The organism is Antarctobacter albus (assembly GCF_900101505.1).
Taxonomy (GTDB): Bacteria; Pseudomonadota; Alphaproteobacteria; order Rhodobacterales; family Rhodobacteraceae; genus Antarctobacter; species Antarctobacter albus.
In genome coordinates this window covers 347,862-373,109 of record NZ_FMZI01000005.1, presented here as the reverse complement: position 1 = coordinate 373,109, position 25,248 = coordinate 347,862, and the positions used below count along the sequence as shown (strand labels likewise).

Annotated in this window: 21 protein-coding genes and 2 pseudogenes; 8 read left to right on the top strand and 15 right to left on the bottom strand. The window is 62.5% G+C overall.

Annotation, left to right across the window (positions count from 1 at the left end; genetic code table 11):
• Positions 1-177, top strand: a pseudogene (gene glyA / locus BLQ71_RS26810) (serine hydroxymethyltransferase); the annotation flags it as partial.
• 156 nt (positions 178-333) lie between these two features.
• On the opposite strand, the gene glnT reads toward glyA, so the two are convergent.
• The 6 genes from glnT to BLQ71_RS11445 form a co-directional block, all read right to left on the bottom strand.
• The gene (gene glnT / locus BLQ71_RS11470; protein ID WP_074621806.1) at positions 334-1,689 is read right to left on the bottom strand and encodes a type III glutamate--ammonia ligase; all 1,356 of its coding nucleotides are present in this window, start codon (positions 1,687-1,689) and stop codon (positions 334-336) included.
• A 105-nt stretch (positions 1,690-1,794) separates the two neighbouring features.
• Positions 1,795-3,141: an FMN-binding glutamate synthase family protein gene (locus BLQ71_RS11465; protein WP_172430590.1), complete on the bottom strand. Its 1,347-nt coding sequence runs from the start codon at positions 3,139-3,141 to the stop codon at positions 1,795-1,797.
• 7 nt (positions 3,142-3,148) lie between these two features.
• Positions 3,149-3,826, bottom strand: coding sequence for a GltB/FmdC/FwdC-like GXGXG domain-containing protein (locus BLQ71_RS11460; RefSeq protein WP_074621823.1), 678 nt, complete (start codon positions 3,824-3,826; stop codon positions 3,149-3,151).
• Complete coding sequence (locus BLQ71_RS11455) at positions 3,826-4,755, bottom strand: class II glutamine amidotransferase (RefSeq protein ID WP_043146973.1); 930 nt, start codon at positions 4,753-4,755, stop codon at positions 3,826-3,828. Before BLQ71_RS11455 ends, BLQ71_RS11460 begins: the two co-directional genes overlap by 1 nt.
• Before the next feature lie 147 nt (positions 4,756-4,902).
• On the bottom strand, positions 4,903-5,121 hold the full coding sequence (locus tag BLQ71_RS11450; protein WP_043146971.1) for a hypothetical protein: 219 nt from the start codon (positions 5,119-5,121) through the stop codon (positions 4,903-4,905).
• Between the two features lie 12 nt (positions 5,122-5,133).
• Positions 5,134-6,507 carry an ammonium transporter gene (locus BLQ71_RS11445; RefSeq protein ID WP_043146969.1) on the bottom strand — a complete coding sequence of 458 codons (1,374 nt, stop codon included), beginning with the start codon at positions 6,505-6,507 and terminating at the stop codon, positions 5,134-5,136.
• A 250-nt stretch (positions 6,508-6,757) separates the two neighbouring features.
• On the opposite strand from BLQ71_RS11445, the gene BLQ71_RS11440 reads away from it, so the two are divergent.
• From BLQ71_RS11440 to dmmC, 4 genes are all read left to right on the top strand, one after another.
• Positions 6,758-7,906, top strand: a complete 1,149-nt coding sequence (locus BLQ71_RS11440; RefSeq protein WP_043146967.1) for an aminomethyl transferase family protein — start codon at positions 6,758-6,760, stop codon at positions 7,904-7,906.
• 76 nt (positions 7,907-7,982) lie between these two features.
• Positions 7,983-8,591: a dimethylamine monooxygenase subunit DmmA gene (dmmA, locus tag BLQ71_RS11435; RefSeq protein ID WP_043146966.1), complete on the top strand. Its 609-nt coding sequence runs from the start codon at positions 7,983-7,985 to the stop codon at positions 8,589-8,591.
• Positions 8,588-9,574, top strand: a complete 987-nt coding sequence (locus BLQ71_RS11430; protein WP_074621805.1) for a PDR/VanB family oxidoreductase — start codon at positions 8,588-8,590, stop codon at positions 9,572-9,574. The genes dmmA and BLQ71_RS11430 overlap by 4 nt, the downstream gene beginning before the upstream one ends.
• An 11-nt stretch (positions 9,575-9,585) precedes the next feature.
• The gene (dmmC, locus tag BLQ71_RS11425) at positions 9,586-10,653 is read left to right on the top strand and encodes a dimethylamine monooxygenase subunit DmmC (protein ID WP_069208930.1); all 1,068 of its coding nucleotides are present in this window, start codon (positions 9,586-9,588) and stop codon (positions 10,651-10,653) included.
• A gap of 57 nt (positions 10,654-10,710) precedes the next feature.
• Here the strand turns inward: dmmC and BLQ71_RS11420 are convergent, their stop codons facing one another.
• Complete coding sequence (locus BLQ71_RS11420; protein ID WP_043146960.1) at positions 10,711-11,358, bottom strand: helix-turn-helix domain-containing protein; 648 nt, start codon at positions 11,356-11,358, stop codon at positions 10,711-10,713.
• 130 nt (positions 11,359-11,488) lie between these two features.
• Here BLQ71_RS11420 and BLQ71_RS11415 point away from each other — a divergent pair, with 130 nt between their 5' ends.
• The gene (locus BLQ71_RS11415; RefSeq protein WP_074621804.1) at positions 11,489-12,478 is read left to right on the top strand and encodes a GlxA family transcriptional regulator; all 990 of its coding nucleotides are present in this window, start codon (positions 11,489-11,491) and stop codon (positions 12,476-12,478) included.
• Between the two features lie 5 nt (positions 12,479-12,483).
• On the opposite strand, the gene BLQ71_RS11410 is transcribed toward BLQ71_RS11415, so the two are convergent.
• The 5 genes from BLQ71_RS11410 to BLQ71_RS11390 form a co-directional block, all read right to left on the bottom strand.
• Complete coding sequence (locus BLQ71_RS11410; RefSeq protein WP_074621803.1) at positions 12,484-13,044, bottom strand: sarcosine oxidase subunit gamma; 561 nt, start codon at positions 13,042-13,044, stop codon at positions 12,484-12,486.
• Positions 13,037-15,988 carry a sarcosine oxidase subunit alpha family protein gene (locus BLQ71_RS11405; protein ID WP_074621802.1) on the bottom strand — a complete coding sequence of 984 codons (2,952 nt, stop codon included), beginning with the start codon at positions 15,986-15,988 and terminating at the stop codon, positions 13,037-13,039. Before BLQ71_RS11405 ends, BLQ71_RS11410 begins: the two co-directional genes overlap by 8 nt.
• A complete protein-coding gene (locus BLQ71_RS11400; protein ID WP_074621801.1) occupies positions 15,985-16,272 on the bottom strand; it encodes a sarcosine oxidase subunit delta in 288 nt (95 codons plus the stop codon). Before BLQ71_RS11400 ends, BLQ71_RS11405 begins: the two co-directional genes overlap by 4 nt.
• A gap of 13 nt (positions 16,273-16,285) precedes the next feature.
• On the bottom strand, positions 16,286-17,536 hold the full coding sequence (locus BLQ71_RS11395; RefSeq protein ID WP_069208934.1) for a sarcosine oxidase subunit beta family protein: 1,251 nt from the start codon (positions 17,534-17,536) through the stop codon (positions 16,286-16,288).
• A 387-nt stretch (positions 17,537-17,923) separates the two neighbouring features.
• Positions 17,924-19,273 carry a trimethylamine monooxygenase gene (locus BLQ71_RS11390; protein WP_043146948.1) on the bottom strand — a complete coding sequence of 450 codons (1,350 nt, stop codon included), beginning with the start codon at positions 19,271-19,273 and terminating at the stop codon, positions 17,924-17,926.
• Between the two features lie 166 nt (positions 19,274-19,439).
• Here BLQ71_RS11390 and BLQ71_RS11385 point away from each other — a divergent pair, with 166 nt between their 5' ends.
• Positions 19,440-20,741, top strand: a complete 1,302-nt coding sequence (locus BLQ71_RS11385) for an ABC transporter substrate-binding protein (protein ID WP_074621800.1) — start codon at positions 19,440-19,442, stop codon at positions 20,739-20,741.
• A gap of 22 nt (positions 20,742-20,763) precedes the next feature.
• Here the strand turns inward: BLQ71_RS11385 and BLQ71_RS11380 are convergent, their stop codons facing one another.
• The 3 genes from BLQ71_RS11380 to BLQ71_RS11370 form a co-directional block, all read right to left on the bottom strand.
• Positions 20,764-21,483: a FadR/GntR family transcriptional regulator gene (locus tag BLQ71_RS11380; protein ID WP_043146979.1), complete on the bottom strand. Its 720-nt coding sequence runs from the start codon at positions 21,481-21,483 to the stop codon at positions 20,764-20,766.
• Positions 21,484-21,615: 132 nt separating this feature from the next.
• Positions 21,616-22,989, bottom strand: coding sequence for an ammonium transporter family protein (locus tag BLQ71_RS11375; protein ID WP_043146944.1), 1,374 nt, complete (start codon positions 22,987-22,989; stop codon positions 21,616-21,618).
• Positions 22,990-23,501: 512 nt separating this feature from the next.
• Positions 23,502-24,602 carry a GlxA family transcriptional regulator gene (locus BLQ71_RS11370; protein WP_074621799.1) on the bottom strand — a complete coding sequence of 367 codons (1,101 nt, stop codon included), beginning with the start codon at positions 24,600-24,602 and terminating at the stop codon, positions 23,502-23,504.
• 200 nt (positions 24,603-24,802) lie between these two features.
• Here BLQ71_RS11370 and BLQ71_RS11365 point away from each other — a divergent pair.
• Positions 24,803-25,225, top strand: a pseudogene (locus tag BLQ71_RS11365) (GntR family transcriptional regulator); the annotation flags it as partial.
• Positions 25,226-25,248 lie beyond the last annotated feature (23 nt).

Here is a 25,248-nt window from a genome sequence, read left to right as displayed (position 1 = left end):
GCGGGCACCACCCGCGGCTTCGGCGAGGCCGAGTTCCGCCAGATCGCGGACTGGATCATCGAGGTCGTCGACGGCCTGGCCGCCAACGGCGAGGACAACAACGCCGCGGTCGAGGAAAAGGTCAAGGCTGAGGTCGACGCCCTCTGCAAACGGTTCCCGATCTATCCCGAGCTCTGAGGCCCCCCTTCCTTCCTCTAAGCCCGGAGATGGCGGATCACGATGGTATCGTGATCCGCCTTTTTTTGTCCCCGCCACATTTCTCTGATGAAGAAAAAAGAGAAAGGCCGCTGCGAAACACAACGGCCTTTCCGGTCTGGGGCGAGGGGGGACGCCTCAGATGTCGAGCGTGTGCTCGCGCTCCCAGCGGCTGAAGTGGGTCACGAAAGAGTTCCACTCCTGCTTCTTCATCTTGATGTAGGACGAGGAGAAATCCTCCCCCATCATCTTCTTCAGTTCCTTGTCCTTGTCATACTCGCGGATCGCGTCGAGCATGTTCAGCGGCAGCTTGGGTGCGCCCCGGACTTTGTGGCCTTCGGCGTACATGTCGATGTCGTGGCGCTTGCCCGGATCGGCCTTGGAGTGGATCCCCGACAGGCCCGCCGCGATGATCACCGCCTGCAGCAGGTAGGGGTTCACGGCGCCATCGGGCAGGCGCAGTTCGAACCGGCCGGGGCCGGGGACGCGGACCATGTGCGTACGGTTGTTGCCGGTCCAGGTCACGGTGTTGGGCGCCCAGGTGGCGCCGGACATGGTGCGCGGTGCGTTGATGCGCTTGTAGCTGTTGACCGTCGGGTTGGTGATCGCCGCCAGCGCGCTGGCGTGTTTCATGATTCCGCCAAGGAAGTGCTTGCCGCGTTCGGACAGGCCGACTTCACCGGTCTGGCCTTCGCCTTCGCCTGCGAAGACATTGACCTTGGCCGCGTCACCGGGCGCATCCCAGACCGAGATATGCGCATGGCATCCGTTGCCGGTCAGACCCTCGATGGGCTTGGGCATGAAGGTCGCGCGGTAGCCGTGCTTTTCGGCGACGGACTTGACCATGAACTTGAAGAAGGAGTGCTGGTCGGCGATCTTGAGGACGTCGTCGAACTCCCAGTTCATCTCAAACTGGCCATTGGCGTCTTCGTGGTCGGTCTGATAGGGCTTCCAGCCGAGATCGAGCATGTAGTCGCCAACCTCGCGCACCACGTCGTAGCGGCGCATCACTGCCTGCTGATCGTAGCAGGGCTTGGCGGCGGTATCGAAGGGGTCCGAGATCTTGTCGCCTTCCGGCGTCAACAGGAAGAATTCGGCCTCGATACCGGTCTTGACGTGCAGACCCTCTTCGGCGGCTTCGGCAATCAGGCGCTTCAGCACGTTGCGCGGGGCCTGTTCGACGGGCTTGCCTTCCATCACGCAGTCGGCGGCCACCCAGGCGACGTCGGGCTGCCAGGGCAGCTGGATGACGGAAGACGGATCCGGAACGGCCAGCATGTCGGGGTGTGCCGGTGTCAGGTCCAGCCAGGTCGCGAAACCGGCGAAACCGGCCCCGTCTTCCTGCATGTCGGCAATGGCCGCCGCAGGAACCAGCTTGGCCCGTTGTCCACCGAACAGGTCGGTGAAGGAGATCATGAAATACTTGACGCCGCGTTCAGCGGCGTAGGTGGCGAGGTCGATCTTTGCGTCCGGCGCGGCCTGATCTTTTGCCATTTTTGTCATCCTCTCTGTCCTATTGTCTCGCGATGGGCGTCATCTTGTTTGCGCGCCATCTTGTGAAGCGGCGCAGCCTCTTACAAGAGGCCGCGCCGTGTTGGTTCAGAAGCCGGGTTTGCCGGGGTACCATTCAGTGCCGGCGAGTGGAACGCGGGCCATTGCAGCCGCTTCCATCGTCAGCGCGCACAGGTCCTCGGGTTCGAGGTTGTGCAGGTTGTTGTGACCACAGGCACGGGCGATGGTCTGCGCCTCCAGCGTCATGACGCTGAGGTAGTTGCGCAGGTGCCGTCCGGCCTCGATCGGGTCGAGGCGCTTTTGCAGCTCGGCGTCCTGGGTGGTGATCCCCGCCGGGTCCTGGCCCTCGTGCCAGTCGTCGTAGGCGCCGGAAGTGGTGCCAAGCTTCTGGTATTCGGATTCCCAGCGCGGGTCGTTGTCGCCAAGAGCGATCAGAGCGGCGGTGCCGATGGCCACCGCGTCGGCGCCCAGGGCCATGGCCTTGGCCACGTCGGCGCCGGTGCGGATACCGCCGGAGACGATCAGCTGGACCTCACGGTGCACACCCAGGTCCTGCAGGGCCTGAACCGCAGGGCGGATGCAGGCCAGTGTCGGCAGGCCGACATGTTCGATGAACACGTCCTGGGTGGCGGCGGTGCCGCCCTGCATGCCGTCCAGAACGACCACGTCGGCGCCCGCTTTCACCGCCAGGGCGGTGTCATAGTAGGGGCGGGTGCCGCCGACCTTGACGTAGATCGGTTTTTCCCAGGCCGTGATCTCGCGCAGTTCGAGGATCTTGATTTCCAGGTCGTCCGGGCCGGTCCAGTCGGGGTGACGGCAGGCGGACCGCTGGTCGATGCCCTTGGGCAGGTTGCGCATCTCGGCCACGCGGTCCGAGATCTTCTGGCCCAGCAACATGCCACCGCCGCCGGGCTTGGCGCCCTGACCGACCACGACCTCGATCGCATCCGCCTTGCGCAGATCGTCGGGGTTCATCCCGTAGCGCGAGGGCAGGTACTGGTAGACCAGCTTGGAGGAATGCCCGCGTTCTTCTGGGGTCATGCCGCCGTCACCGGTCGTGGTCGAGGTGCCCGCCGCCGAAGCGCCGCGGCCCAGGGCCTCTTTCGCCGGGCCCGAAAGCGCGCCGAAGGACATGCCCGCGATGGTGATCGGAATGTCCAGCTCGATCGGCTTCTTGGCAAAGCGCGTGCCCAGAGTCACCTTGGTGTCGCATTTCTCGCGGTAGCCTTCGAGCGGATAACGCGAGACCGAGGCGCCGAGGAACAGCAGGTCGTCGAAGTGCGGGACCCGGCGCTTGGCGCCGCCGCCGCGGATGTCATAGATGCCGGTGGCCGCCGCGCGGCGGATTTCGGCGTTGATCGGGTTCGAGAAGGTCGCCGACTGGATGGGCATCGTCCGAGGGGGCGTCTTGTCCTTGATGTCTTTCACGCTCATGTCTCCCTCAATACGCGTTGTCGACTTTGAAGTTGTACAGCTGACGGGCCGAGCCGTACCGCTTGAACTCTTCAGGCTTGGCATCGCTTCCGGCACGGTTCAGCAGGTCGCGCAGGATTTCGATGTGTTCGGGGCGCATCTCTTTCTCGATGCAGTCCGCGCCCAGCGATTTCACAGAGCCGCGCACGAAGAGGCGCGCCTCGTAGATCGAGTCACCCAGGGCGTCGCCCGCGTCGCCGCAGACCACCAGGTTGCCCGATTGTGCCATGAAGGCGGACATGTGGCCGACGTTGCCGTGCACCACGATGTTGATCCCCTTCATGGAGATGCCGCAGCGCGACGAGGCGTTGCCCTTGATGACCAGCAGACCACCGTGGCCGGTGGCGCCGGCGTACTGGCTGGCGTCGCCTTCGATGACCACGGTGCCGGACATCATGTTCTCGGCGACACCGGGGCCGGCAGAACCGTGCACATGCACGGTCGCCTGCTTGTTCATGCCGGCGGTGTAGTAGCCGGTCGAGCCCTTGACGCTGACCTCGATCGGCGCGTCGAGGCCCACAGCGACGGCGTGGCTGCCGCGCGGGTTCACGATTTCCCAGCTGGTCTGGTTGGTGTCATTCGCCTGGGCATGCAGCGCGGCGTTCAGCTCGCGCAGGCTGTTGGCTTGAAGATCGTAGGTCTGCATCATGCCGCCTTCTTTTTCGGGTTGGGGGCCTGGTCGTGGGTCCAGAAGTAAACGGTCGCGGGTTCAGGTTCCCAGACGCGGGCGGTTTCGATGCCCGGCAGGTTCACCAGCGCCCGGTATTCAGAGCCGAAGGCCACGTATTGGTCGGTTTCCGCCATGACGGCGGGTTTGCAGGCAATCGGGTCACGGACGACGCCAAAGCCGTCCTTGGTGCCGACGACAAAGTTGAAGAAACCGTCGAGATCCTCGAGCGAGGCCTCGAGAGCTTCGCCCAGCGTCGCGCCGTTCTGCATCTTCCATGTCAGGTAGGCCGCGCCGACTTCGGTGTCGTTCTGGGTCTCGATATGGATACCCTCGCGCTGCAGCTTGCGGCGCAGCGAGTTGTGGTTCGAGAGCGAGCCGTTGTGGACCAGGCACTGGTCCGAGCCGGTGTTGAACGGGTGCGCGCCCAGTGTCGTCACCGCGGATTCGGTGGCCATGCGGGTGTGGCCGATGCCGTGGGTGCCCGACATCTTGGCGATGTCGAAACGCGCTGCCACGTCCTTGGGCAGGCCGACTTCCTTGTAGATTTCCAGCGTGTCGCCAAAGGACATCGCGCGGACCTCCGGAGCGATTTCGCGCAGGGCGGTACGGGCCTCCTCCGCTTTGCCGGCGGGGACCTGCAGAACCGCGTGGGTGTCGTTGCGGGTCAGTGTGACCTTGCCACCCAGGGCTGCGGCCATCTTGTCTGCGAGGCCGTCAAAGGCGGTGTCCGGGTCTTCGGCCTGGACGGTGAGTTTCGAGGCCGAGGTGTCCTCGGCGCCATAGATCGCGATCCCGGCGCTGTCGGGGCCGCGGTCGGTCATGGTGATCAGCATATCGGTGAGCAAGGCACCCAGCTGGGGCTCTAGCGCCTTGTCCTTCAGGAACAGTCCGACAATTCCGCACATTCTGGTGTCGCTCCACTTTCTTGATTCTACCCGGTTCGGGCTGACCGGTTCAGGCTAGCACCGGAAAAGCGATGCCGCAACTAAGATGAAAAAATTTTTCCTGAGAGGCAAGGGCGGGCGATGTGCCCGCCCTTGCCGGACTCGTGATCAGTACCGTTCGACGCTTTGCTGGACCTTTTCATGGTCCAGGGCGCGTTTCTTGGCGCGTTCCAGGTGTTCGCTTTCCCGCACGAACTGGATGCGGTGCCAGCCCAGCCAGAAGATCACGCCAAGCGCGACCATCAGCATTTCCGACCCCTGGAAGGGGTAGATCGGACCAACATCCGCCAGGTCTACGGCCCAGCTTTCGTAACCAATCGAGGACATAGTGGACGCTCCTTATTCTGCGGGGGTGAGTTTGGTGGCCAGGTGGGCCTTGTCGGCCTCGATGATGGCCTCCTTGGCCTCCTCGTAGGCATGGTGTTCGGCGTAATCGAGACCTTCAAGCTCGACCTCCTCGGGAATGCGCAACACGCCCATCGCTGCCTGAATTTTGGACACGGCGAAGGCGGGCAGGAACCCGAGACCGAAGAACATGATCATGGCGCCGATGAACTGCCCCAGCGGGTTGACGGTGGCGTAGCCTTCATAAGGCGAAGACGGCGCGCCCCAGAGGACAAAGCCCGCGATGATCAGGCCCACGAAACCGGCATAGCCATGTACTGCGACGGCGCCGACGGCATCGTCCAGCTTGAACCGGCGTTCGACCCAGAAGTGCAGGCGATAGACGATGACCACGCCAACGGCGGCGATCAGCATCGCCTGTACCGGGTGATAGAGGTCGTTGCCCGCGGAGGCGGTGATCACCCCGGCAAGACCGCCGGAGAAGGTCCAGAAGGCATCGCCCTTGGACACCACGTAAGCCGCCATCAGGCCGCCAGAGAGGGACATCAGGAAGTTGAAGGTGATGCCGGACAAGGACGTCGGCGCCAGGTAGATGTTGGTGGCCGTCCAGGTGGTGCCGGTGATCTGGCCGCCGATACCTTCAGGAGAAATCACGGGCACGTTGCAGGCCGCGTAGAAACCCCAGAAGCCGGTGTAGATCAGGAAGATCCCGATGGTGAGCATCCAGGGATTGTGCGGGGGAATGTCGCGCGGCGTGCCGTCCTTGGCGAACTTGCCGATGCGCGGACCCAGAACAGCGATCACGCCCAGTGCGTATCCGCCCGCAATCGCGTGAATCACCCCGGATGCATAGGCATCGTGATAGCCGAGGAATTTCACCATCCAGCCATCATAGTGCCAGCCCCAGGCCGCATCGATGATCCACCAGACAGAGCCGATCAGCACCGCATGCACCCAAAGGGCCGAGGAGCGGATGCGTTCGATCACGGCACCCGACACGATCGAGGCTGCCGTCCAGGAGAACAGCAGGAAGGCTGCCCAGAACACACCGGTGATTCGGTCTGCGGCGTTCGGGCCCATCGTCTGTGCCCAGGGCAGGTTGCCAGAGCCCATCTCGTGGTTGAGCCCGCCGAAGAAGGGGAACATCGGGAAGGCCCAGTAGATCCACCAGCCGAAAAAGAAGAACGTGACTGTAACCAGCGGGATCACCATCACGTTTTTCATGAGCGTGTGCATATGGTTGCGCCGGCGGCTCGCGCCGACCTCGTACATGCAGAACCCGACGTGAATCAGGAACATGAAGACCACGGTCACCCAGTAGTAGAACTCGGTGAACACCGTGGTCAGGGCGTTCAGGTTGCCATCCATTATTTATCTCCCTGTGTGTTGGATTTTGATTTTGGTGCAACTTATTTTACCAATGGGAAGCGAATCTCATTCATCATGTCAAATTTATTTCACTCGCAGGGTAGATTTGTGTCAGTCTTACCCTATGGTCGTTCCGGCTATCATGCTTGTGATGCGTTTCCCGTCAGGAAAATAATCTTAACACAGGTATTGATTTTTTCCGGAGGATCGGTCTCAATATCTCCAAACCTAAGAGTCAGGGAGACAAGGAATGGCGATCATCTACAGGACGTCGGCGCTGGCTCAGCGTCATGCGGAAATCGGTGGTGAACTGGAAGATTGGAACGGCATGGGAACCGCCTGGTTCTATGACCACTCCGACGAACGCGCCAAGGCAGACTACGAGGCGGTGCGCACCAAGGCCGGCCTTATGGATGTGTCGGGCCTCAAGAAGGTTCACCTCAGCGGTCCGCACGCGGCGGCCGTGATCGACCGCGCCACCACCCGCAACGTGGACAAGCTGATGCCGGGCCGCGCGGTCTATGCCGCGATGCTGGACGACCGCGGCCTGTTCATCGACGACTGCGTGATCTACCGCGTCTCGGTCAACTACTGGCTGCTGGTGCACGGCACCGGGACCGGCCACGAAAGCCTGGCAATGGCCGCCTACGGCAAGAACGTCTCGATGATCTTCGATGATGACCTGCACGACATGTCGCTGCAGGGGCCGGTGGCCGTGGACTTCCTGGAAAAACACGTCGCGGGCATCCGCGACCTCGCATATTTCGGGATCATCCAGACCAAGCTGTTCGGCAAGCCGGTCATGATTTCGCGCACCGGCTACACCGGCGAGCGCGGCTATGAAATCTTCTGCGAGGGCCGCCACGCGATCGAGCTGTGGGATGCCATCCTCGAAGACGGCAAGGACATGGGTATCCGCCCGGTCCAGTTCTCGACGCTCGACCTGTTGCGGACCGAAAGTTACCTGCTGTTCTACCCGGGCGACAACTCGGAAACCTATCCCTTTGCCGATGGCAGCGCCTGCGGCGACTCGCTTTGGGAACTGGGGCTGGAATTCACCGTCTCCCCTGGCAAGAAGGGCTTCCGCGGCGCCGAGAACCACTATGCGCTGGAAGGCAAGGAGCGGTTCAAGATCTACGGTGTCCGCCTCGAAGGCACCACTGCCGCGGACGAGGGCGCCGAACTGCTCAAGGACGGCAAGCCGGTCGGTGTCGTGACCTACGGCATGCGGTCGGACCTTTTCGACCACACGGTCGGGATCGCGCGGATGCCGGTCGACTGTGCGGTTCCCGGAACCAAGATGACGGTGCGCAACGCGGATGGCACCGAAATCCCCTGCGTCGCCGAAGAAATGCCCTTCTACGACAAGGACAAGAAAATCCGCACCGCCAAGGGCTGACGCCCGGCCATGCAGAAGGCGCGACCCCCGGGCCGCGCCTTTTTGCCACCAAGAATCCCAAGGGAGACACGGCAGCATGTCGAAGTTCCAATTCCCCGAAAGCATCCGGAGCCGGCCTGTCTATGGCACGCTTGAACCGCGACCGGGCAAGGCGCATCTGATGATCGCGGATGCCGAGGGCGCCGAGGCCCTGCTGGACCTCGCGGCGCAGGACGCGTCGATCTTTCGCGCGGCGCATATCATCTATATCCCCAAGGCCACGGGTGAGACCTATGTCGATCGCCTGAAGGCTCTGGAACCGGCGCAGTTCTATGTCGGCCCGACCTACGAGGCCTCTGTCCAGCGCATCCGCCGGGTGCTCTCGGACGCCCACATGGGTCTGCAGGTCTACCTGACCGGGACCGAGGGGCTGATGGGACAGGCCCAGAACGAGGCGATGACCGCCGGCATCCCGCATTCCGCGATTCAGACCGAACATCGCGGATCGGTCGCGCGTCGAATGCAGTGCGTGCACTGCAAGGGAATCACCGAGGACGTGATGACCGATCCCTTCGTCTGTTCGCATTGCGGGCTGAACCTGTTCGTGCGCGATCACTATTCGCGCCGGCTGGCTGCCTTCCAGGGCGTCCGGGTGGACGCCGAGGATCCCGGAAACGTGCCCGAACCCGTGGAGCTATACAAATGAGTGCTGCCCCCCAGAAAGCCAAGGCAGGCGCCGAGAAGATCGAGGTCGAGGTCAGCGCCATTGTCCCCCTGAACGATCTGGTCACCCGGTTCGAATTCACGCGCCGTGACGGTTTGCCCTTCCCGCCGTTCTCGGCGGGCGCGCATACCGTGGTCGAGATGAACGACGACGGCCGCACGCGGCTCAATCCCTATTCGCTGATGTCCGATCCGGCGGATTCCTCCAAATACGCCATCTCCGTCCGGCGCGATGATGAGGGCCGTGGCGGCTCGCTCTTCATGCACCGGAAGGTCAAGGTCGGCGACGCGATGACGATCACCTATCCGGTGAACCTGTTCCCGCTGGACCTGCGCGGGCGCAAGCATGTCTTTCTTGCCGGCGGCATCGGCATCACGCCTTTCATGGCTATGATCGCGCACCTGGAACGGATGGGTGGCGCCTGGGAGCTGCATTACGCCTGCCGCAGCGAGGCCTTGGGCACCTATGTGGACGAGCTGACGTCGCGCCATCCGAACAAGGTGCATGTCTACTACGACGACAAGAAACAGGCCATCGCGCTGGAGGATCTGCTGGATGGTCAGCCGCTGGGCACGCATGTTTACGTTTGCGGGCCGCAGGGCATGATCCAGTGGGTGCACAAGACCGCTGCCGCGCATGGATGGCCGGATGAGAACGTGCATTCCGAGGAATTCCTGGCCCCGCAGCCCGGCAAACCCTTCGAGGTGCGCCTGTGCAAGTCCGACATCGTCATCCAGGTAGGCGAACACGAAAGCCTGCTGGAAGCAATCGAACGCTGCGGCGTCGAGGCGCCCTTCCTCTGTCGCGGCGGTGCCTGCGGTCAGTGCGAGACCGATGTCGTCGAGGCGGATGGCGAGTTCATCCACCGCGATCACTGGCTGGATGATGACGAACATGCCAGCGGCAAGAAGATCATGCCCTGCGTCAGCCGCTTTGTCGGCAAGACGCTGGTTCTGGACCGATAGGGGGAGCGACCATGACGATTCAATTCAACGAAGAGACCTTCCGCGACGATTATTCGTTCCGGAATTCGGACTGGGCCATCAAGCGCTTTCCGTTCCCGTTCCACGAAGACAGCTACATGTATTCGGTGAACATGGAGCAGCACCGGGGCGGGCCAGAGGGGTCGGTCTACGAAAAGCGGTTCGACGTCGACGAGCATTACGTTTCGGAAATGCGGGACCGGGCCATCGTCCTGGCCGACGATCCGCTGCGTTGCCAGTCTCTGCCGCATATGACGCTGGCCGGCTGGGACACGCTGGAACTGATCATGGTGTCCAAGTCCGAGGACTACCCGGACCTGTTCGAGCTGCACCGCGACGGCAATCGCTGGCGCTGGATCAACAAGCCGATGGGCATCGACCATACCTTTACCTTCCTCGACGAGACGACACTGCCCTGCGGGCCTTTGGAGTACATCACGCGGCAGGCGCAGGGCGATTACGCGGTGCTCGATCAGCGTAACGACATGCTCTACATGGACGCGGGCATGATCACGACCCAGGCGGACTGGAGCCTGGATTTCGACATCGGCATGGATTTCTTCGAGTGGCACGCACCCGTGCCGCTGGCGCATGAGATGGGGATCTTCAAGCGGGCGCTGAAATTCCTGCTCAACATCCAGCAGGGCGCCCCGGCGCGGCGGCTGAACTGGACCATGACGGTCAACCCGCTGCTGGATACCAGCCCCGAGAACTATCACAAATGGGGTGTGCAGAAGACGACCCTGACACCGGAAAACATCGGGTCCAAGCAGCACTTGCGTGTCGAACTGCAGACCTTCTACCGGCTGCCGCGCTCGAACGCGCTGCTGTTCCCGATCCGCTGCTACCTGATCGCCTTCCAGGACATCGTGAGTATTCCGAAATGGGGGCGCCGCCTGCACCGGGTGATCCGCGACCTGCCCGAGGAACTGGCGACCTATAAGGGGTTCATCGACAACCGTCCGATGATGCTGGACTATCTCAGCCAGTATGATGACGGCCTGCCGACCTCGCCCGGTGTCTGGCCTGATCTCGACACCGAACCGCCACTGCAAAAGTGACAGGGAACGGAAAAGCCCCCGCACTGCGGGGGCTTTTTGCGTCACCGGGCCCGGTGATCAGGTCTTTTGCGGATAGCAGATGATCGAGAGATAGCGCGCCGGAAGTTCAATCAGCACCTCGGGACCATGCGGTGCGTCGGCGTCAAAGAACAGCGTATCGCCCGGTTCCAGCGGGTAGTGCTGGTTGCCGTGCAGGTAGCCCAGCTTGCCCTCCAGCATGTAGATCATCTCGATCCCGTCGTGCTGGAAGGTCTTGAAGGTGTCGGATTCGGTGTTCAGCGTGATGAGGTAGGGTTCGACGATCACGCCGCTGGAGTTCGACCCGATATGACCAAGGAGGTTGTACTGATGGCCTGCGCGGGTGCCGGCCCGTTCGATTTCCAGACCCTCGCCAGCCTTGGTATGCACGGCTTCGCGGCGTTCCTCGTAGCCCTTGAAAAAGGCGGTCAACGGGACCGAGAGGGCATTGGCCAGTGTCTGCAGGGTTGTCAGAGAGGGCGAGGTGTTGCCATTCTCGATTTTGGACAGCATCCCGATGGACAGGTCGGTCAGCCGGGACAATTCCGCGACCGTGATCCCCTGTTGCTTGCGATAGGCCCGGACTTCACGACCGATGGCGACCTCCAGTACCTTCTCTCGTTCCTCGCGCAGGCTGTGCGGATCCTGGATGAGCTTGGTCATGGTTTTCGACGACTCTACATTCATGCGGTCTCTCTGGATTTAGCCTCAAATTCCGGTCACTTGTATATGGTCTTAGTGTAGCGAAAATTCACTCCATTGCAAAAAAATATTCCTGTGGTTAAAAATTGGTCGGATTGGTCGGAGATTGGTTCTGATGACGAAGAAGATCGGCTTCCTCCTGTTCCCGGGATTCCCGATGGCCTGCCTGACATCGGTGATCGAACCCCTGCGCGCCGCGAACGAGATTTCGCGCACCACCGCCTTTGAATGGACACTGGTGGCCGAAGCGCCCCAGGCGGTGCAGTCCAGCGCGGGCATCCCGTTTGAGCCACAGACATTGCTGGAAGACGTAGATGAGGTGGATTACCTGCTGTTGCTTTCAGCGCCGGCAGTCAAGTTTGCCGACCCGCGCAGCGCGGCACATCTGCGACGGCTTGGGCGGCACGGCTGCACGCTGGGCGCGATCAGCGGGGGGGTCTTTCCGCTGGTCCGAAGTGGTGCGGTCCCGGGCGAAAGACTGTCCGTGCATTGGTGCTATGAGGCGGCTTTTGCCACCGAGTTTCCGGACATTCCCCACAGCGACGAGGTCATCGAGGTGTCACGACGTTGCGTCACGGCCTCTGGCGCGGCCGCGGCCTTTGACTTGGCGCTGGGCTTCATCGACGCGGCATTGGGCGGTCATGTGGCGACAGAGGTGGCCTGCTGGTTCCAGCATCCGATGATGCGCAAGATCGGGGTCAAGCAATCGGTGCCGGTGCATCTGACCGGCAGCATCCAAGATGACCTTTCGCCCATCGTGTCCCGCGCGATCGAGGTCTTTGCCGCCGACATGACGACGCCTGTCTCGGTCGCCGAGCTGGCGGAAAGGCTTGATATTTCGCCCCGTCACCTTGAACGCAGCTTCAAACAGGCGACGGGGCAGAACCCGACCACCTATTTTCGCTGGCTCAGGATGCAAGCGGCCCGGCAGATCGTCATGTATACCAACGATGCGGTGGCCGATGTAGCGGCGGCGGTGGGCTATGCCAGCGCCAAGCATTTTACCCGTCACTACCGGGCCGAATACGGGCTGAGCCCGCAGGAAGATCGCAAGCGGATCAACCTTTACAGAACCGAGGGCAACCGTCCGGTGCCCTCGGTCTGATCCGTTCAGAATACCGACCGGCAGGCGGTGATCAACGCATGATGCAGAGATCCGGCAGAACTGCGCGGGCCGATCACCGACAGGGTGCGGGCATCGCGCGCAAGTACGAAACAGCCTAGGTGGTCGATGGTGGTGCGCTGCACCTCGCCGCCTTGCCAGTTGGCCAGGTCGACGGCGCAAAGCCGTTCCATCACTGCCGGGTGGTCTTCTCCCTTCAGGTCAAAGCGGCACCAGGCGTCGGTCTGTTCGGTCACGCTGGCATCGGTGCCAAAGGCCGCGACCAGCCGATGGGCCAGATCCTCGTGGGTGCTGATGGGCGCCTCGACCATCCATTGATCCGGGCCTGTCCAGAAGGCGGTCAACATGTCGCCTGCATGGCGTGACGGGGCGGGGGCCTCGGCCCCGATCAGCTCGCCCAGCGTCTTGCGAGTGGCCTCCTCGGACCCCAGCCTTGCGGCGACCGAGGCCAGGGCGACTGAAGTGATCTCGGTCAGGGTGAGCGGGCCGATATTGTCGACGCGCGGGTCGACGGCGCCAAGCGGGGTGATGGGTTTCAGATCATGCACGGAGACGTTCCCCCTCTGGGTCGACGAAATGGGCGCTGACGACTTCGACATCGTGGTCGACCCCGGTCAGCGGACTGACAAGGCGCACGACCTCGCCCAGGCGGGTGTCGCCGGATTTCAGGTAGCCGATGCCGATGTGACAGCCCAGGTTGGGCGAGTAGCAGGCCGACGTGATATAGCCTTGGTCGTGCGCCGCATCGACGGGCGTGCCCTTCGTCATCAGGTGCGCACCGGCAGGAACCTTGTGTTCCGCGTTGACCGGCTTGAAACCGACCAGCTTCAGCGCGTCCTCCTCGTTCAGGCCGGGGCGTTCCGACAGGGTCGACCCAATCGAGTCCTTCTTCTTGGACACCATGCGGCCCATGCCGAGGTTGAAAGCGGAGGTGGTTCCGTTCAGCTCATTGCCCGCAGCGTGGCCCTTTTCGATCCGCATGACGGACAGCGCCTCGGTGCCGTAGGGAGTCACGTCGAACTCCTTGCCCTCCTTCATCAGCCGGCGCATCAGCGCGTCGCCATAGCGGGTCGGCACCGCGATCTCGAAGGCCAGTTCGCCCGAGAAGGAGATCCGGAACAGCCGCGCCCGCAACCCGCCACAGACCGTGATCTCGCCACAAGCCATGAAGGGGAAGCCCTCGTTCGAGATGTCAAATTCGGGGTCGACGATCTTTTGCAGCAGCTTGCGCGAGTTGGGGCCGGCGACGGCGTATTGCGCCCAGGCCTCGGTGGTCGAGATCAGCTGCACGTCCATGTCCGGGTACAGGCACTGGCGCACGAATTCCATGTGCCGGAAGACCGGAACGGCATTGGCCGTGGTGGTCGTGACGACAAAGTGATCCTCGGCCAGGCGACCGGCGGTGCCGTCGTCCATCGCGATGCCGTCTTCGCGCAGCATCAGGCCATAGCGTGTCTTGCCCACGGCCAGCTTGGCAAAGCCGTTGGCATAGATCTTGTTCAGGAACTCGGCCGCGTCGGCGCCCTGGACGTCGATCTTGCCCAGCGTGGTACAGTCGCAGACTCCGACCGATTTCCGGGTCTGCAGGACCTCGCGGTCGACGCTTTCGCGCCAATGGGTTTCACCGGGTTTCGGGAACCATTGCGCACGCAGCCACATGCCGACCTCGACAAAGACGGCGCCCTGTTCCTCGGCCCAGTAGTGGCTGGGGGTCTTGCGGACCGGGCGAAAGTCCTTGTCCCGCGACCGACCGGCCAGCACGCCGATGGCGGTGGGGGTGTAGGGCGGGCGGAACATGGTGGTGCCGACCTCCGGGATCTGCTTGCCCGCGACCTCTGCCATGATGGCCAGACCGGCGATGTTCGAGGTCTTGCCCTGGTCCGTGGCCATGCCCAGCGTCGTGTAACGCTTGAGGTGCTCGACCGAGGTAAAGTTCTCCTGATGCGCCAGTTTCACGTCCTTTGCGGTCACGTCGTTCTGCTGGTCGACCCAGGCGCGCTTGGCGCCTTTGACGTGCCAGAAGGGGGCGACGCGCACCGGCGCGTCCTCGGCGCCCGGCAGGTCGGGGCGGGTGACGGTCAGGCCAAGGTCGCCAAGGGCAGTGGCCGCCGCGTCCTGGCCCGAGCTGAGCGCCGCATGGGTGCTGAAGGCCCCATTGGCGGCGCCCGCGGGGATCAGGCCGGTCGGCATTGTGCCGCCGGGCACAAAGGCGCAAAGCGTCTCGTCCCATTGCGGGCGTCCGCGCTGATGACAGGTCATGTGAACGTTGGGATTCCATCCACCGGAAACACCCAGGCCATCGACAAAGAGCGTCCGCGTGCCGCCGTTCGACAGCTTCACATCAACGGATTTCAGCCCGAGCCGCCCTTTGGTGTCGATCACCTGGGCACCGGAGAGGATCTCGTAGTCCGGGGTCACTCCGGCGTCGGGGCGGGTGTCGATCACCGTGACCTTGACGCCCTTGGCGTGCAGGTCGGCGGCAGTACGGTGGCCGTCGTCGTTGTTGGTGAAGACGGCCACGGCCTTGCCCGGTGTCGCCGCCCAGCGGTTGGCATAGCTGCGCATGGCCGAGGCCAGCATGATGCCGGGCCGGTCGTTGTTTTCAAAGACGATGGGCCGTTCCGTGGCCCCGGCAGAGAGGATCGTGCGCTTGGAATAGATGCGCCACAGGATCTGCCGGGGTTTTCCGGCGGCGGGTTCCGCCAGGTGATCGCTGACCCGCTCGACCATGCCATAGATACCGTGATCGAAGGCGCCGATCACGGTGCTGCGCGGCATGACCCGCACGTTGGGCATGGCTTGCAGGCGGGCCACCGTCTGCGCGGCCCAGGTCACGCCGTCCTCGTCCGCCAGCAGGCCGTTTTCCGCGTTCAGCCGGCCGCCCAGCAGGAAATCCTCGTCGGCGAGGATCACGCGGGCGCCGGATTCCCCGGCTGTCAGCGCGGCTGCAAGACCGGCAGGACCCGCGCCTATGATCAACACGTCACAATGCAGGAAACCCTTGTCATAGCAGTCCGGGTCCGGTTCATGCGCCAGCGTGCCAAGGCCCGCGGCGCGGCGGATCATCGGCTCGTAGAGCTTTTCCCAGAAGGCGGCGGGCCACATGAAGGTCTTGTAGTAGAACCCGGCGGCAAAGAAGGTCGACAGCCGGTCGTTGATCGCCATCGCGTCAAACTTCAACGACGGCCAGCGGTTCTGCGAATTGGCGGTCAACCCGTCGAAGAGTTCCGCCGTGGTGGCGCGGGTGTTCGGCTCTTTCCGGGCGCCGCTGCGCAACTCGACAATGGCATTCGGCTCTTCAGAACCGGCGGTCAGGACGCCGCGCGGGCGGTGGTACTTGAAGGACCGGCCCATCAGGCGCACGCCGTTTGCCAAGAGTGCCGAGGCCAGCGTATCCCCGGCATAGCCGCCGTAGCGCTTGCCGTCGAAGGTGAAGGACATGGGCCTGTTGCGTTCGATCAGGCCGCCGTTCAGTCGGTTCTTGTCACTCATCTGGAGCGCCCCTCGGCCCGCGCGACATCGCGCGCCAGCTCTACCTTGGTGATTTCATGTGTGGTGGTGTCGCGGGTCACGACCAGCCAGGACCGGTCGCCCTGTTCGTGGAACCACAATTCGCGGTGCAGGCCCGCCGGGTTGTCGCGCAAATAGCCGTAGTCGGTGAACTGTGCGACTGCGTCGTCCGCCTGCCAGTCGGGGCGGTGGATCAGCCTCGCGTCGCCCTTGTAGACGAATTCGGCAGCGTCGCGGGGGCCAAGGATTGGGTGGTTTATCAGCATGTCCGGTCCTCGCTCAGTGCAGGTTGGGCTGGTTGCCCATGCCCTTTTCGTCGATCATGTGGCCGGTGGCGAAACGATCGAAGCGATAGGCGGTGGCAGTCTTGTGCGGGGTGTCGGTGGCCAGCAGATGCGCATAGGCATAGCCCGAGGCCGGGGTGGCCTTGAAGCCGCCGTAACACCAACCGCCGTTGAAATAGAGCCCGTCGATATGGGTGCGGTCGATGATGGGCGAGCCATCCATCGACATGTCCATGATCCCGCCCCACATCCGCAACAGGCGCGCACGGCCCAGGTTGGGGAAGATCGCCATGCCGCCTTCGCAGACATCCTCGACCACCGGCAGGTTGCCGCGCTGCGCGTAGGAATTGTATCCGTCGAGGTCGCCGCCGAAGACCAGGCCGCCCTTGTCGGACTGGCTGCAATAGAAGTGGCCGGCGCCGAAGGTGATTACCCCAGGGAGGAGGGGTTTCAAACCTTCGGACACAAAGGCCTGCAGGACGTGGCTCTCGATCGGAAGCCGCATCCCGGCCTTCTCCATCAGCCGCGAGGAGGAGCCCGCGACACAGGAAGCGACCTTGCCCGCGCCGATGAAACCGCGCGAGGTCTCGACACCCTTGCAGGTGCCATTCTCGATCCGGAAGCCGGTGACTTCACAGTTCTGGATGATGTCGACGCCGCGCCGGTCGGCAGCGCGGGCATAGCCCCAGGCCACCGCGTCGTGGCGGACCGTGCCGCCGCGATGCTGGGCCAGCCCGCCCTTGATCGGGAAACGGGCGTTGTTCACGTTCAGGAAGGGGTAACGCTCGACGATCTGGGCTGTGCTCAGCAGTTCGGCGTCCGCGCCGTTCAGGATCATCGCGTTGCCGCGCCGGATGAAGGCATCGCGCTGGGCGTCCGAATGGATCAGGTTCAGGATGCCGCGCTGGCTGACCATGGCGTTGTAGTTCAGGTCCTGCTCCAGCCCTTCCCAAAGCTTCAGAGAGAATTCGTAGAAGGGCTCGTTGCCGTCGAGCAGGTAGTTGGAGCGGATGATCGTGGTGTTTCGGCCCACGTTGCCACCGCCGATCCAGCCCTTTTCAAGCACCGCGATACGGGCCTGTTTGAACTCCTTGGCGAGATAGTAGGCCGTGGCGAGGCCATGCCCGCCGCCGCCGATGATGACGTAGTCATATTGCGCCTTTGGCGTGGCATCGCGCCAGGCCGGACCCCAGCCGCGATGGCCGGTGAGCGCTTCCTTGATGACCTTGAACCCTGAGTAGTGCATAGATTCGGACTCCTTTGGTCCATCTTCCGTCATAGTTAGCTGGGAGTCGCTGCCCCGATCAGACGAAAATGGGCACAAATCGGACATGGGGCATCAAATCTGTCGCCGATGGTTGCATAAGACGCAATCCTTGTTGGGAAAATAATTTTCCCCAAGGTGCATTTTGGGCCAAAAGAGCTTTTGAAATGTGCATCCGGCGCCCTGCGGAGGTGTCACGGGCGTTCCTGACAGGGGAGGGGCGGTATATCGGACATGAAAATGCCGGGAACACGCAGGGCATGGCCCGTTGTGATCCCGGCGCAGGGGCTGCGGTTCGTCGCGACGGGAGCGAAATGCGCCGCGTGCCGCAGGTCGGTCCGGGGCTCGGAGCCCCGGAGGCCATTCGCATCAGTTGCGCAGGTAGACTTCCATGCTGTCGTCCAGCGCGTCTTTCCAGGGCGTGTGGTGCACGGGCGCCATCGTTCCCGTCATCACCGACTTGTAGCGGTTGTTGCGGAAGCCCATGATGTCCTCTGCCTTGTGCTTCTTCCACTCGTAGAAGGCCTGGCAGGCACCGTCGATGTCGAAGCTGGGATAGTCGGTTTCGGCCACCAGTTCCTCGATGTAGTCGGCCTGATAGCGGATCGCGTATTTCACGTCGTCATCCGCCTCTTCGCGGGTCTCGCGTTCCTTCACGTCTGCCATCATCTCGTCCTTCGAGACCTTGGACAGGTCGATCTTGCCGAGGATCGCGTCACGCACCCACCATGCCTGTGCGTCGAACATGTTGAAGGTGAACCACTGGTCCTGCATCCCCAGGTAGAACATCTTGGGGTTGTGAACATAGACCACGCCCTTGTAGAGGTCCGCGCTGGCCAGGCGGTTCGCGGTTTTCAGGCGCAGGTCGTCCGGCAGGAAGTTGAAGTAGTGCTTGTAGCCGGTGCAGAGGATGATTGCGTCCACGTCGCGCGTGGTGCCGTCCGAGAAGTAGACTGTGTTGCCGTCCACCTTTTCCATCGCCGGCTTTTCTTCCCAGTTGTCGGGCCATTTGAAGCCCATCGGCGCGCTGCGATAGCAGGAGGTGATCGACTTGGCGCCATATTTCCAGCACTGCGACCCGATGTCCTCGGCCGAGTAGGAGGAACCGACGACGAGGATGTCCTTGCCCGAGAATTCGCGCGCGTCGCGGAAGTCATGCGCATGGACCAGTCGGCCGTTGAACGATTCGAAACCCTCGTAGTAGGGCACGTTCGGGGTCGAGAAGTGGCCAGAGGCGCAGATCACGTGATCGAAGTCCTCGGAGTAGACGTGGTCCTTGGCGTGGTCATGGACCGTGACCGTGAACATGCCGGTGTCGGCGTTGTAGTTGACCCAGCGCACGGCGGAATTGAAGCGGATCCAGTCACGCACGCCGGCCTTCTTCACCCGGCCTTCGATATAGTCGAAGAGAACGGCGCGCGGCGGATAGGACGCGATCTGCTTGCCGAAGTGCTCCTCAAAGGAATAATCCGCGAATTCAAGACCTTCCTTGGGGCCGTTGGACCAGAGATAGCGATACATCGAGCAGTGGACCGGCTCGCCGTTTTCGTCCAGCCCGGTCCGCCACGTGTAGTTCCACAGGCCGCCCCAGTTGTCCTGTTTGTCAAAGCAAACGATCTCGGGGATCTCTTCGCCCTTGTCCGCGGCGGACTGGAATGCGCGAAGTTGGGCCAGTCCGGACGGGCCCGCTCCGATGATCGCGACGCGTTTCTTGGTCATATCTGTCTCCCATGTCTGACAGGCATCAATTGGTTCTTTTTGGTTGAACCAAATCTGGCCATTGATCAGGGGTCCTGTCAATAATTTTTCACATCAGGCAACAAATTTCCCGTCAGATAAAGAAAATCATGTTTTGAGATAGGCGGTTTGAGTGGTAGCAATTGGTATGCTCAACTCCAGCTTCGCTCACCGTATCGCCGTGACATCCATGTTTCCCTCCGACCGGGTGGGCATGAACGAGCCTGTCAGCATCGGTTTCCTGGCCCCATTGAGCGGTCCCGTCAGTTCCTGGGGCTTGCCGGGGCTCAATGGCGTGCGGCTTTGGGCGGAATGGTTGAACAAGGCCGGCGGCATCCTGATCGGCGGCCGCAGGTACCCGTTGCGAATCGTCCCCTTCGATTGCGGGTACGAGCCTGAACGGGCGATGGAGGGCGCGCGTCATCTGGTGCTGAGCGAGCAGGTCAAGCTGCTGATGATGCTGGGCGGGGATACCTTCACCCCGCTGCGCAACTTCCTGACGGAAAATCGAGTCCTGACATCGACCCTTTTGCCCAGCGACCTGTCACCGGACACGCGCTATCTGATCGCGCCGTCAGAGGTGCACCCGGTTTACAACGTGACCGGGGTGGAGTGGCTGGCCAAGAACGAACCGCATCTGCGGCGCATTGCGATTTGCAGCCAGAAGGACGCGCTGGGCCTGCCGTCGACCGCGACCTATCGCGCAGCCTTCGAGGCCGAGGGCCTGCCAGTGGTCAAGGACATCCAGTACGATCCCGAACAGACCGACGTGGCCGAAATCGTCGGGCCGATGCTGGAGGCGGAACCGGACGTCCTGTGCTGGTGCACCAGCTACACGCCAATGGTGCACGCGATGACGGAATACGCCTATGAGAAGGGGTTCAAGGGGCGCATCCTGTCCTGCACTCTGGACAACTACGAACGCATCGTGGCCCGGACCTCCGAGAGTTTCATGGAAGGATCGCTGTTCCAGTTCCCGGATTTCGACGACCCGAAACTGGCGCGCAAGGCGTTCTTCTTCAACAAGCCGAGTGCCTTCTTCAAGGAATACAACAGCCGCTACCCGGGGACCTGGAGCGCGGTGAGTTGGGAATATGTTGCCATCCTGGAAATCTGGCACGCGGCAGTGGAAAAGGTGGCCTCGGTTCACCCGGTCTCTGTCCTGACCACGATGAAACAGATGGAGCCGGTCACTCATGCCTTTGGCCCCGCGCGCTGGTGGGGCGAACATATGTTCGGCATCAACAATGCCCTGATCGGGGACTGGCCGGTGGTACGTCTGCGCGAAGGCCGGGCCCGGATCGCCGAGTTCCTGTCCGTCCCCGACTGGCTGGAACGCCACGAAGAGCTGCTTCGCGACCACATGGGCCGGGTTGGCCAGCTCTGGCAGCAGCGGGTCGAGATGGGCGAAATTCAGACCGGACTGACGGCGCGCGAGATCATCGACTGACGGGGCGGGGGCGTCGCGACGGTCAACCCTCGTGCAGGAACAGCTTTTGTTCTTCCACCAGGTGCAGCTTGGTGATCTCGACAGCGGCCTCGACGTCGCGCGTGGCAATTGCATTGAACAGAGAGTTGAACCGCGCCTGGTAGCTTTGAATGCGGCCGGGTGTGAGGTGCTTGCGCATCAGCGCGGTCCGGAAGCTTTGACGGCAAACCTCGATTGTCAGCTCGTAGCAGGCCTCCAGCAGGGGGTTGCGGGTGGCCCGTGCGATCGAGCGATAGAACTCTTCCTCGCAGCGGATGAATTCATTCAGATCGGTGCGCACGGTCTCGATCTGGGCCACGACCTGGGCCAGCCCGTCGAGGTCCTTGGGCGTCATGTTCATCACCGCCATGCGTGTCATCTCAGGTTCGATGATCGACCGGACGATGAGGTGGTCCAGCGGGCTGGTGCGTTCGCCGACGGATCCGGGCATCGGTGCCTCCGCGCGGTGCGATTGGTAGGTGACAAAGCTGCCGCTGCCCTGCCGGCGGCGGATCAGTTCACGGCTTTCCAGGACATCCAATGCCTCGCGCACGGTGTTGCGTGACACGCCCAGTTCCGCGGCAAGGGCGCGTTCGCTGGGCAGGCGCGAGTCGGGCGGGTACTCCCCTGACTGGATGCGTACCAAAAGCTTGTCGACCACGATGCGCACGGTTTCCCCGATGGTGTGATCGGGCGCGACTTCGGCATTTCTGGTGTTCGGCATCTGCTTGTCCGTCAGGGCTGTCCGGCTGTGCTTGTGCAGCATGGTAGGACATGGGTTCAACCCGCCACAAGCTGCGTCGAAAGCAAAAAGGCCCCGGCGTGACGTCCGGGGCCTTTCCTTGGGGGCTTGGCGTCAGCTGCGCGGGACGTTGTCCGCGTGGGTGACGACATCCGGTTCCAGATCCCAGTAGAGCTTGTCCAGCCCGTCGATCTGGTCGTCGTCGTCGATCCGCAGACCGACGGTGGCCTTGAGGATCACCGACAGGACCAGGGCGGTCACTGCGCCGGTGCCCAGGCAAGTCACGATACCGACAAGCTGCATCACCAGCGAGATCTCACCGTGCTGGAAGGCATAGGCGCCTTCCTCGATACCCAGGTAGCCGCCGCGCGGTGTACCTGCCTTGAAGATGCCCACGCAGATCATGCCAAGCGAGCCGGCGCCGATGAAGAGCGGGAACAGCTTGTGCTCGTCGATGCCGCGCTTGAGCGTGAACTCGTACACGATGTAGGAGGCGATCGGCGCGACCAGGCCCACGATGAAGGCTTGCCAGGGCATGTAGACGTCAAAGCCCGAGGCGCCCGCAACGTAGCCTGCAAGCGGACCCAGCAGGGTGTAGGCGTAGTTGCCCGACTTGTAGGCCAGGATCATGCCGGTGATGGCGCCACCCGCCCAGACCAGAGCGTAGTTGTTCAGGGCCACGCCGACGCTGGTTTCCGCCATCGTCACGCTGACCGCCAGGGCTTCGGGATCGAAGAAGAACATGCAGGACAGGATGACCATCGGCAGACCGGCGAAGATCATCAGCAGGCCGGGGGCACAGAGGCCGATGCTGGGGGCCAGGTAGGCCGACACGCGCGGGTGCGGCTCCATCATGCCGGGGCGCTTGCCCAGCATCGGAGTGAAGACCAGCAGCATGCCCGCCGGGAACATGTAGACGAAGCCCACGCCGAAGAAGTCGTGGAAGCCCATGTTGGTCAGCGGACCGACCGACCCCCAGGTTGCCAGGCTCAGCGCCGAGGACACCACCGTGGCGACGACGCAGGTGATGTAATAGGCCGCCGGCTTCATCCGCTCGGAAACCGAGAAATGCAGCAGGATGTTGATGATCCCCGCGAAGACCGCCAGGAAGAAGATGAAGATCTGGAAGGTGTTCAGCCCGGGGAACACAGCCGGGTCGACGTCATGTGCGTGCACGTTGGTCATGGCACCGCCGATCCACCAGTCCTTGATAGAGTCCATCAGCGTGGCGTCAACCATGATGTAGTACTGCGCGGCCCAGAAGCCGAAGCCGATGACGTAGTAGGTGGCGAACCCAAGGAAGAACCCCAGGGTCTTCTCGATGGTCGAGTTGAAAAGGTTCTTGCGGCGGGCGGTGCCCGCATCGATCAGCAACAGCCCCACGACGACCAGGATCGCCCCCACGGTGCCAGAGGCGTACAGGACGTTCTGGACCAGTGAATTCAGTGTGACTTGTTCGGCGTATATTGCGCTTACGTCGAGTGACATTTCGTCTTCCCTCTTGGACTTTGTCTTGTTCCGGTCTTTCTTGGCCGGCTCACTTGGCTGACACCGAAAAACACGACGGAAGACCAATGCCAGCGAGCTGGGAACCATTTTGAACCACATTCGCGGTCGAATGGACCTGTGGTCATGATGACGGAAAATTGGCACTTTTCAAACAAAACATTCACCCAAGAGAAACAATTTTTCTAACGGAAGGTGGGCGCATCGCCAAAAATCGCCGGTCCATGGAGTGCGGGTTTCAGTTTTTATGTCATCAATTTAGATATTTGCGGGGATTTGCCCAGTTCGTCAGCAGCGCCGGCGCTTGCCGCAAAATTGGTCTATTGGGGGAGGGGGCTGGTTCATTCGGAACGCTGCCAGCCCCTCCTTTCTCCAACATGGTCTAGCGAAGAATGGCCCACTGGTTGCCGAAGATGTACCGGAAATCAGGGATTTGCCGGCTTGAACACGTCCGCCGGCCAGGGGCCAAGGGTGGTACACCATAGGTGCCCGGATCAAGGGCGATCTGCCCGAAACGCGGGCTTTCCCACCTCCATTGGTTGTGCGGCGTGGCTTGTGCGACCGGTTTGCTGGCCGCTTCGCGGCCCTTTGCGTCCTCGTCGGCCCGCCAGAGAATCATGGCCATAGGGCCTTGGGGCGGACCGGGACAGCCGCCCGCGCTGCATAATGGGTGTGACGCCAAAGGTCGTCCGGTAGACCTTTGCAAAATGGCCGGGGATTTTGAAACCGCAGGCAAGCGCCACGTCGAGGATCGATATCTCTGTCTGAACCAACAGGTGCCGTGCCCGTTCCAGCCGCATCTTCATGTAGTACTTTTTCGGTGAGGCGTTCAGGTCCTTCCCGAAGAGCCGTTCGAGTTGACGGGTCGAGATCCCCAGGTCTTGCGCGATGATCATGGGGGCAATCGGACTGTCGAGGTGATCGCGCGTCCGGGTGATGGCGGCGGCAAGATGTGGATTGCGTATGCCGCTGCGCGACTGGAGCGACACTTTCTGCACGGCGGTCGCCTCGCGCACGGCGTTGTAGACTATCTGGTCCGCCAATGCGACGGACAGGTCCTGGCCGTGGTCTTCCGCGATCAGGTGCAGCATCAGGTCCGCCGTCGCGGTTCCGCCAGAGGCCGTGGGGTACTTGCCGTTCGCGACAAAGACATTGCGCATCAGGTTCACCTCGGGGAAAGCCTCCATGAACCTGTCGTGGTAGTCCCGGTGGATCGCGGCATCGCACCCGTTCAGGAAGCCGCCCGTGGCCAGCACCCAACTGCCGGAGCAAAGCGCGCTGATCCGTGTCCGGGTCAGCCGGTCCTGGCGACGCAGAGAGGTCAGCAGGACCGAGTGGTCCTGGGTCTGCATCCCGATGCCAGACAATACGAAGATGCGGTCACTATCGGGCAGGGCGTCGAACCCGTGGTGCACCGCGATCTGCGTTCCGTCCGAACTGCGCGCGTTTTTCCCGTCAAGCGAGGCGTAGGACCAGCGATACAGAGATTGAGCTGAAATCAGGTTCGCGATCCGCAGCGGATGCACCGCGCAGGCAAAGGCGATATGCGTGATGTCTTCGACCAGGGCTAAGACGATGTGCCGGGCCTGTCTCATTCCCCTTGGTGCTTTCTCGCAATGCCGGCAGGCGGCTGGTGCATGGAGTCGGCAGACGCCCCGTGTGCTCGGACGATGATCCACTGCTTGTCAGGCTGCATAAAGTTTCATTGTAGACAAAATGTATTACTGGGTTGGGCGGACGACGAAAGGTGTTGGCCAGCGCAGGCGCCCGACCGGAACGGATCGGAGTTGACGGCATGGGCGAGCAGGCGATTAGCAAGAAGGCGCGGCGCGTCGAGGACGTGCGGCGCAGAATTCTGACTCAGGTGTTCGAGCCCGGCAGCTACCTCGACGAGGCAGAGCTTGCGCAGACCTATTATATTTCGCGTCCGCCGCTGCGCGAGGCGCTGCACCAGCTTCCGGCGGAGAACGCGACCGAGGCACAGGTGATGCAGCTGAAAGACACGCAGGAGCTGTTTCGCAAGGCGATCCGGGAGGGGGATGCCGCCGGGCGTGCGCTGATGAACCAGCGCTTTCACGCCATCATCGGCGAGATGGTCGACAACGAGTTCCTGAGGCCCAGCCTGTGGCGTCTGCTGATCGACCACACGCGGATCGGCATGTCCTTCTACAACCCGCGCAACCGCTCGATGGCCGAGCAGCGCAGCGTTGCGGCGGACCAGCACGACCAGTTCATCGCGCT

Coding starts and splice junctions, on each gene's coding strand:
- glnT (WP_074621806.1), bottom strand. CDS start 1,689: ATGGCAAAAGATCAGGCCGCGCCGGACGCAAAGATCGACCTCGCCACC.
- BLQ71_RS11465 (WP_172430590.1), bottom strand. CDS start 3,141: ATGAGCGTGAAAGACATCAAGGACAAGACGCCCCCTCGGACGATGCCC.
- BLQ71_RS11460 (WP_074621823.1), bottom strand. CDS start 3,826: ATGCAGACCTACGATCTTCAAGCCAACAGCCTGCGCGAGCTGAACGCC.
- BLQ71_RS11455 (WP_043146973.1), bottom strand. CDS start 4,755: ATGTGCGGAATTGTCGGACTGTTCCTGAAGGACAAGGCGCTAGAGCCC.
- BLQ71_RS11450 (WP_043146971.1), bottom strand. CDS start 5,121: ATGTCCTCGATTGGTTACGAAAGCTGGGCCGTAGACCTGGCGGATGTT.
- BLQ71_RS11445 (WP_043146969.1), bottom strand. CDS start 6,507: ATGGATGGCAACCTGAACGCCCTGACCACGGTGTTCACCGAGTTCTAC.
- BLQ71_RS11440 (WP_043146967.1), top strand. CDS start 6,758: ATGGCGATCATCTACAGGACGTCGGCGCTGGCTCAGCGTCATGCGGAA.
- dmmA (WP_043146966.1), top strand. CDS start 7,983: ATGTCGAAGTTCCAATTCCCCGAAAGCATCCGGAGCCGGCCTGTCTAT.
- BLQ71_RS11430 (WP_074621805.1), top strand. CDS start 8,588: ATGAGTGCTGCCCCCCAGAAAGCCAAGGCAGGCGCCGAGAAGATCGAG.
- dmmC (WP_069208930.1), top strand. CDS start 9,586: ATGACGATTCAATTCAACGAAGAGACCTTCCGCGACGATTATTCGTTC.
- BLQ71_RS11420 (WP_043146960.1), bottom strand. CDS start 11,358: ATGAATGTAGAGTCGTCGAAAACCATGACCAAGCTCATCCAGGATCCG.
- BLQ71_RS11415 (WP_074621804.1), top strand. CDS start 11,489: ATGACGAAGAAGATCGGCTTCCTCCTGTTCCCGGGATTCCCGATGGCC.
- BLQ71_RS11405 (WP_074621802.1), bottom strand. CDS start 15,988: ATGAGTGACAAGAACCGACTGAACGGCGGCCTGATCGAACGCAACAGG.
- BLQ71_RS11400 (WP_074621801.1), bottom strand. CDS start 16,272: ATGCTGATAAACCACCCAATCCTTGGCCCCCGCGACGCTGCCGAATTC.
- BLQ71_RS11395 (WP_069208934.1), bottom strand. CDS start 17,536: ATGCACTACTCAGGGTTCAAGGTCATCAAGGAAGCGCTCACCGGCCAT.
- BLQ71_RS11390 (WP_043146948.1), bottom strand. CDS start 19,273: ATGACCAAGAAACGCGTCGCGATCATCGGAGCGGGCCCGTCCGGACTG.
- BLQ71_RS11385 (WP_074621800.1), top strand. CDS start 19,440: ATGCTCAACTCCAGCTTCGCTCACCGTATCGCCGTGACATCCATGTTT.
- BLQ71_RS11380 (WP_043146979.1), bottom strand. CDS start 21,483: ATGCCGAACACCAGAAATGCCGAAGTCGCGCCCGATCACACCATCGGG.
- BLQ71_RS11375 (WP_043146944.1), bottom strand. CDS start 22,989: ATGTCACTCGACGTAAGCGCAATATACGCCGAACAAGTCACACTGAAT.
- BLQ71_RS11370 (WP_074621799.1), bottom strand. CDS start 24,602: ATGAGACAGGCCCGGCACATCGTCTTAGCCCTGGTCGAAGACATCACG.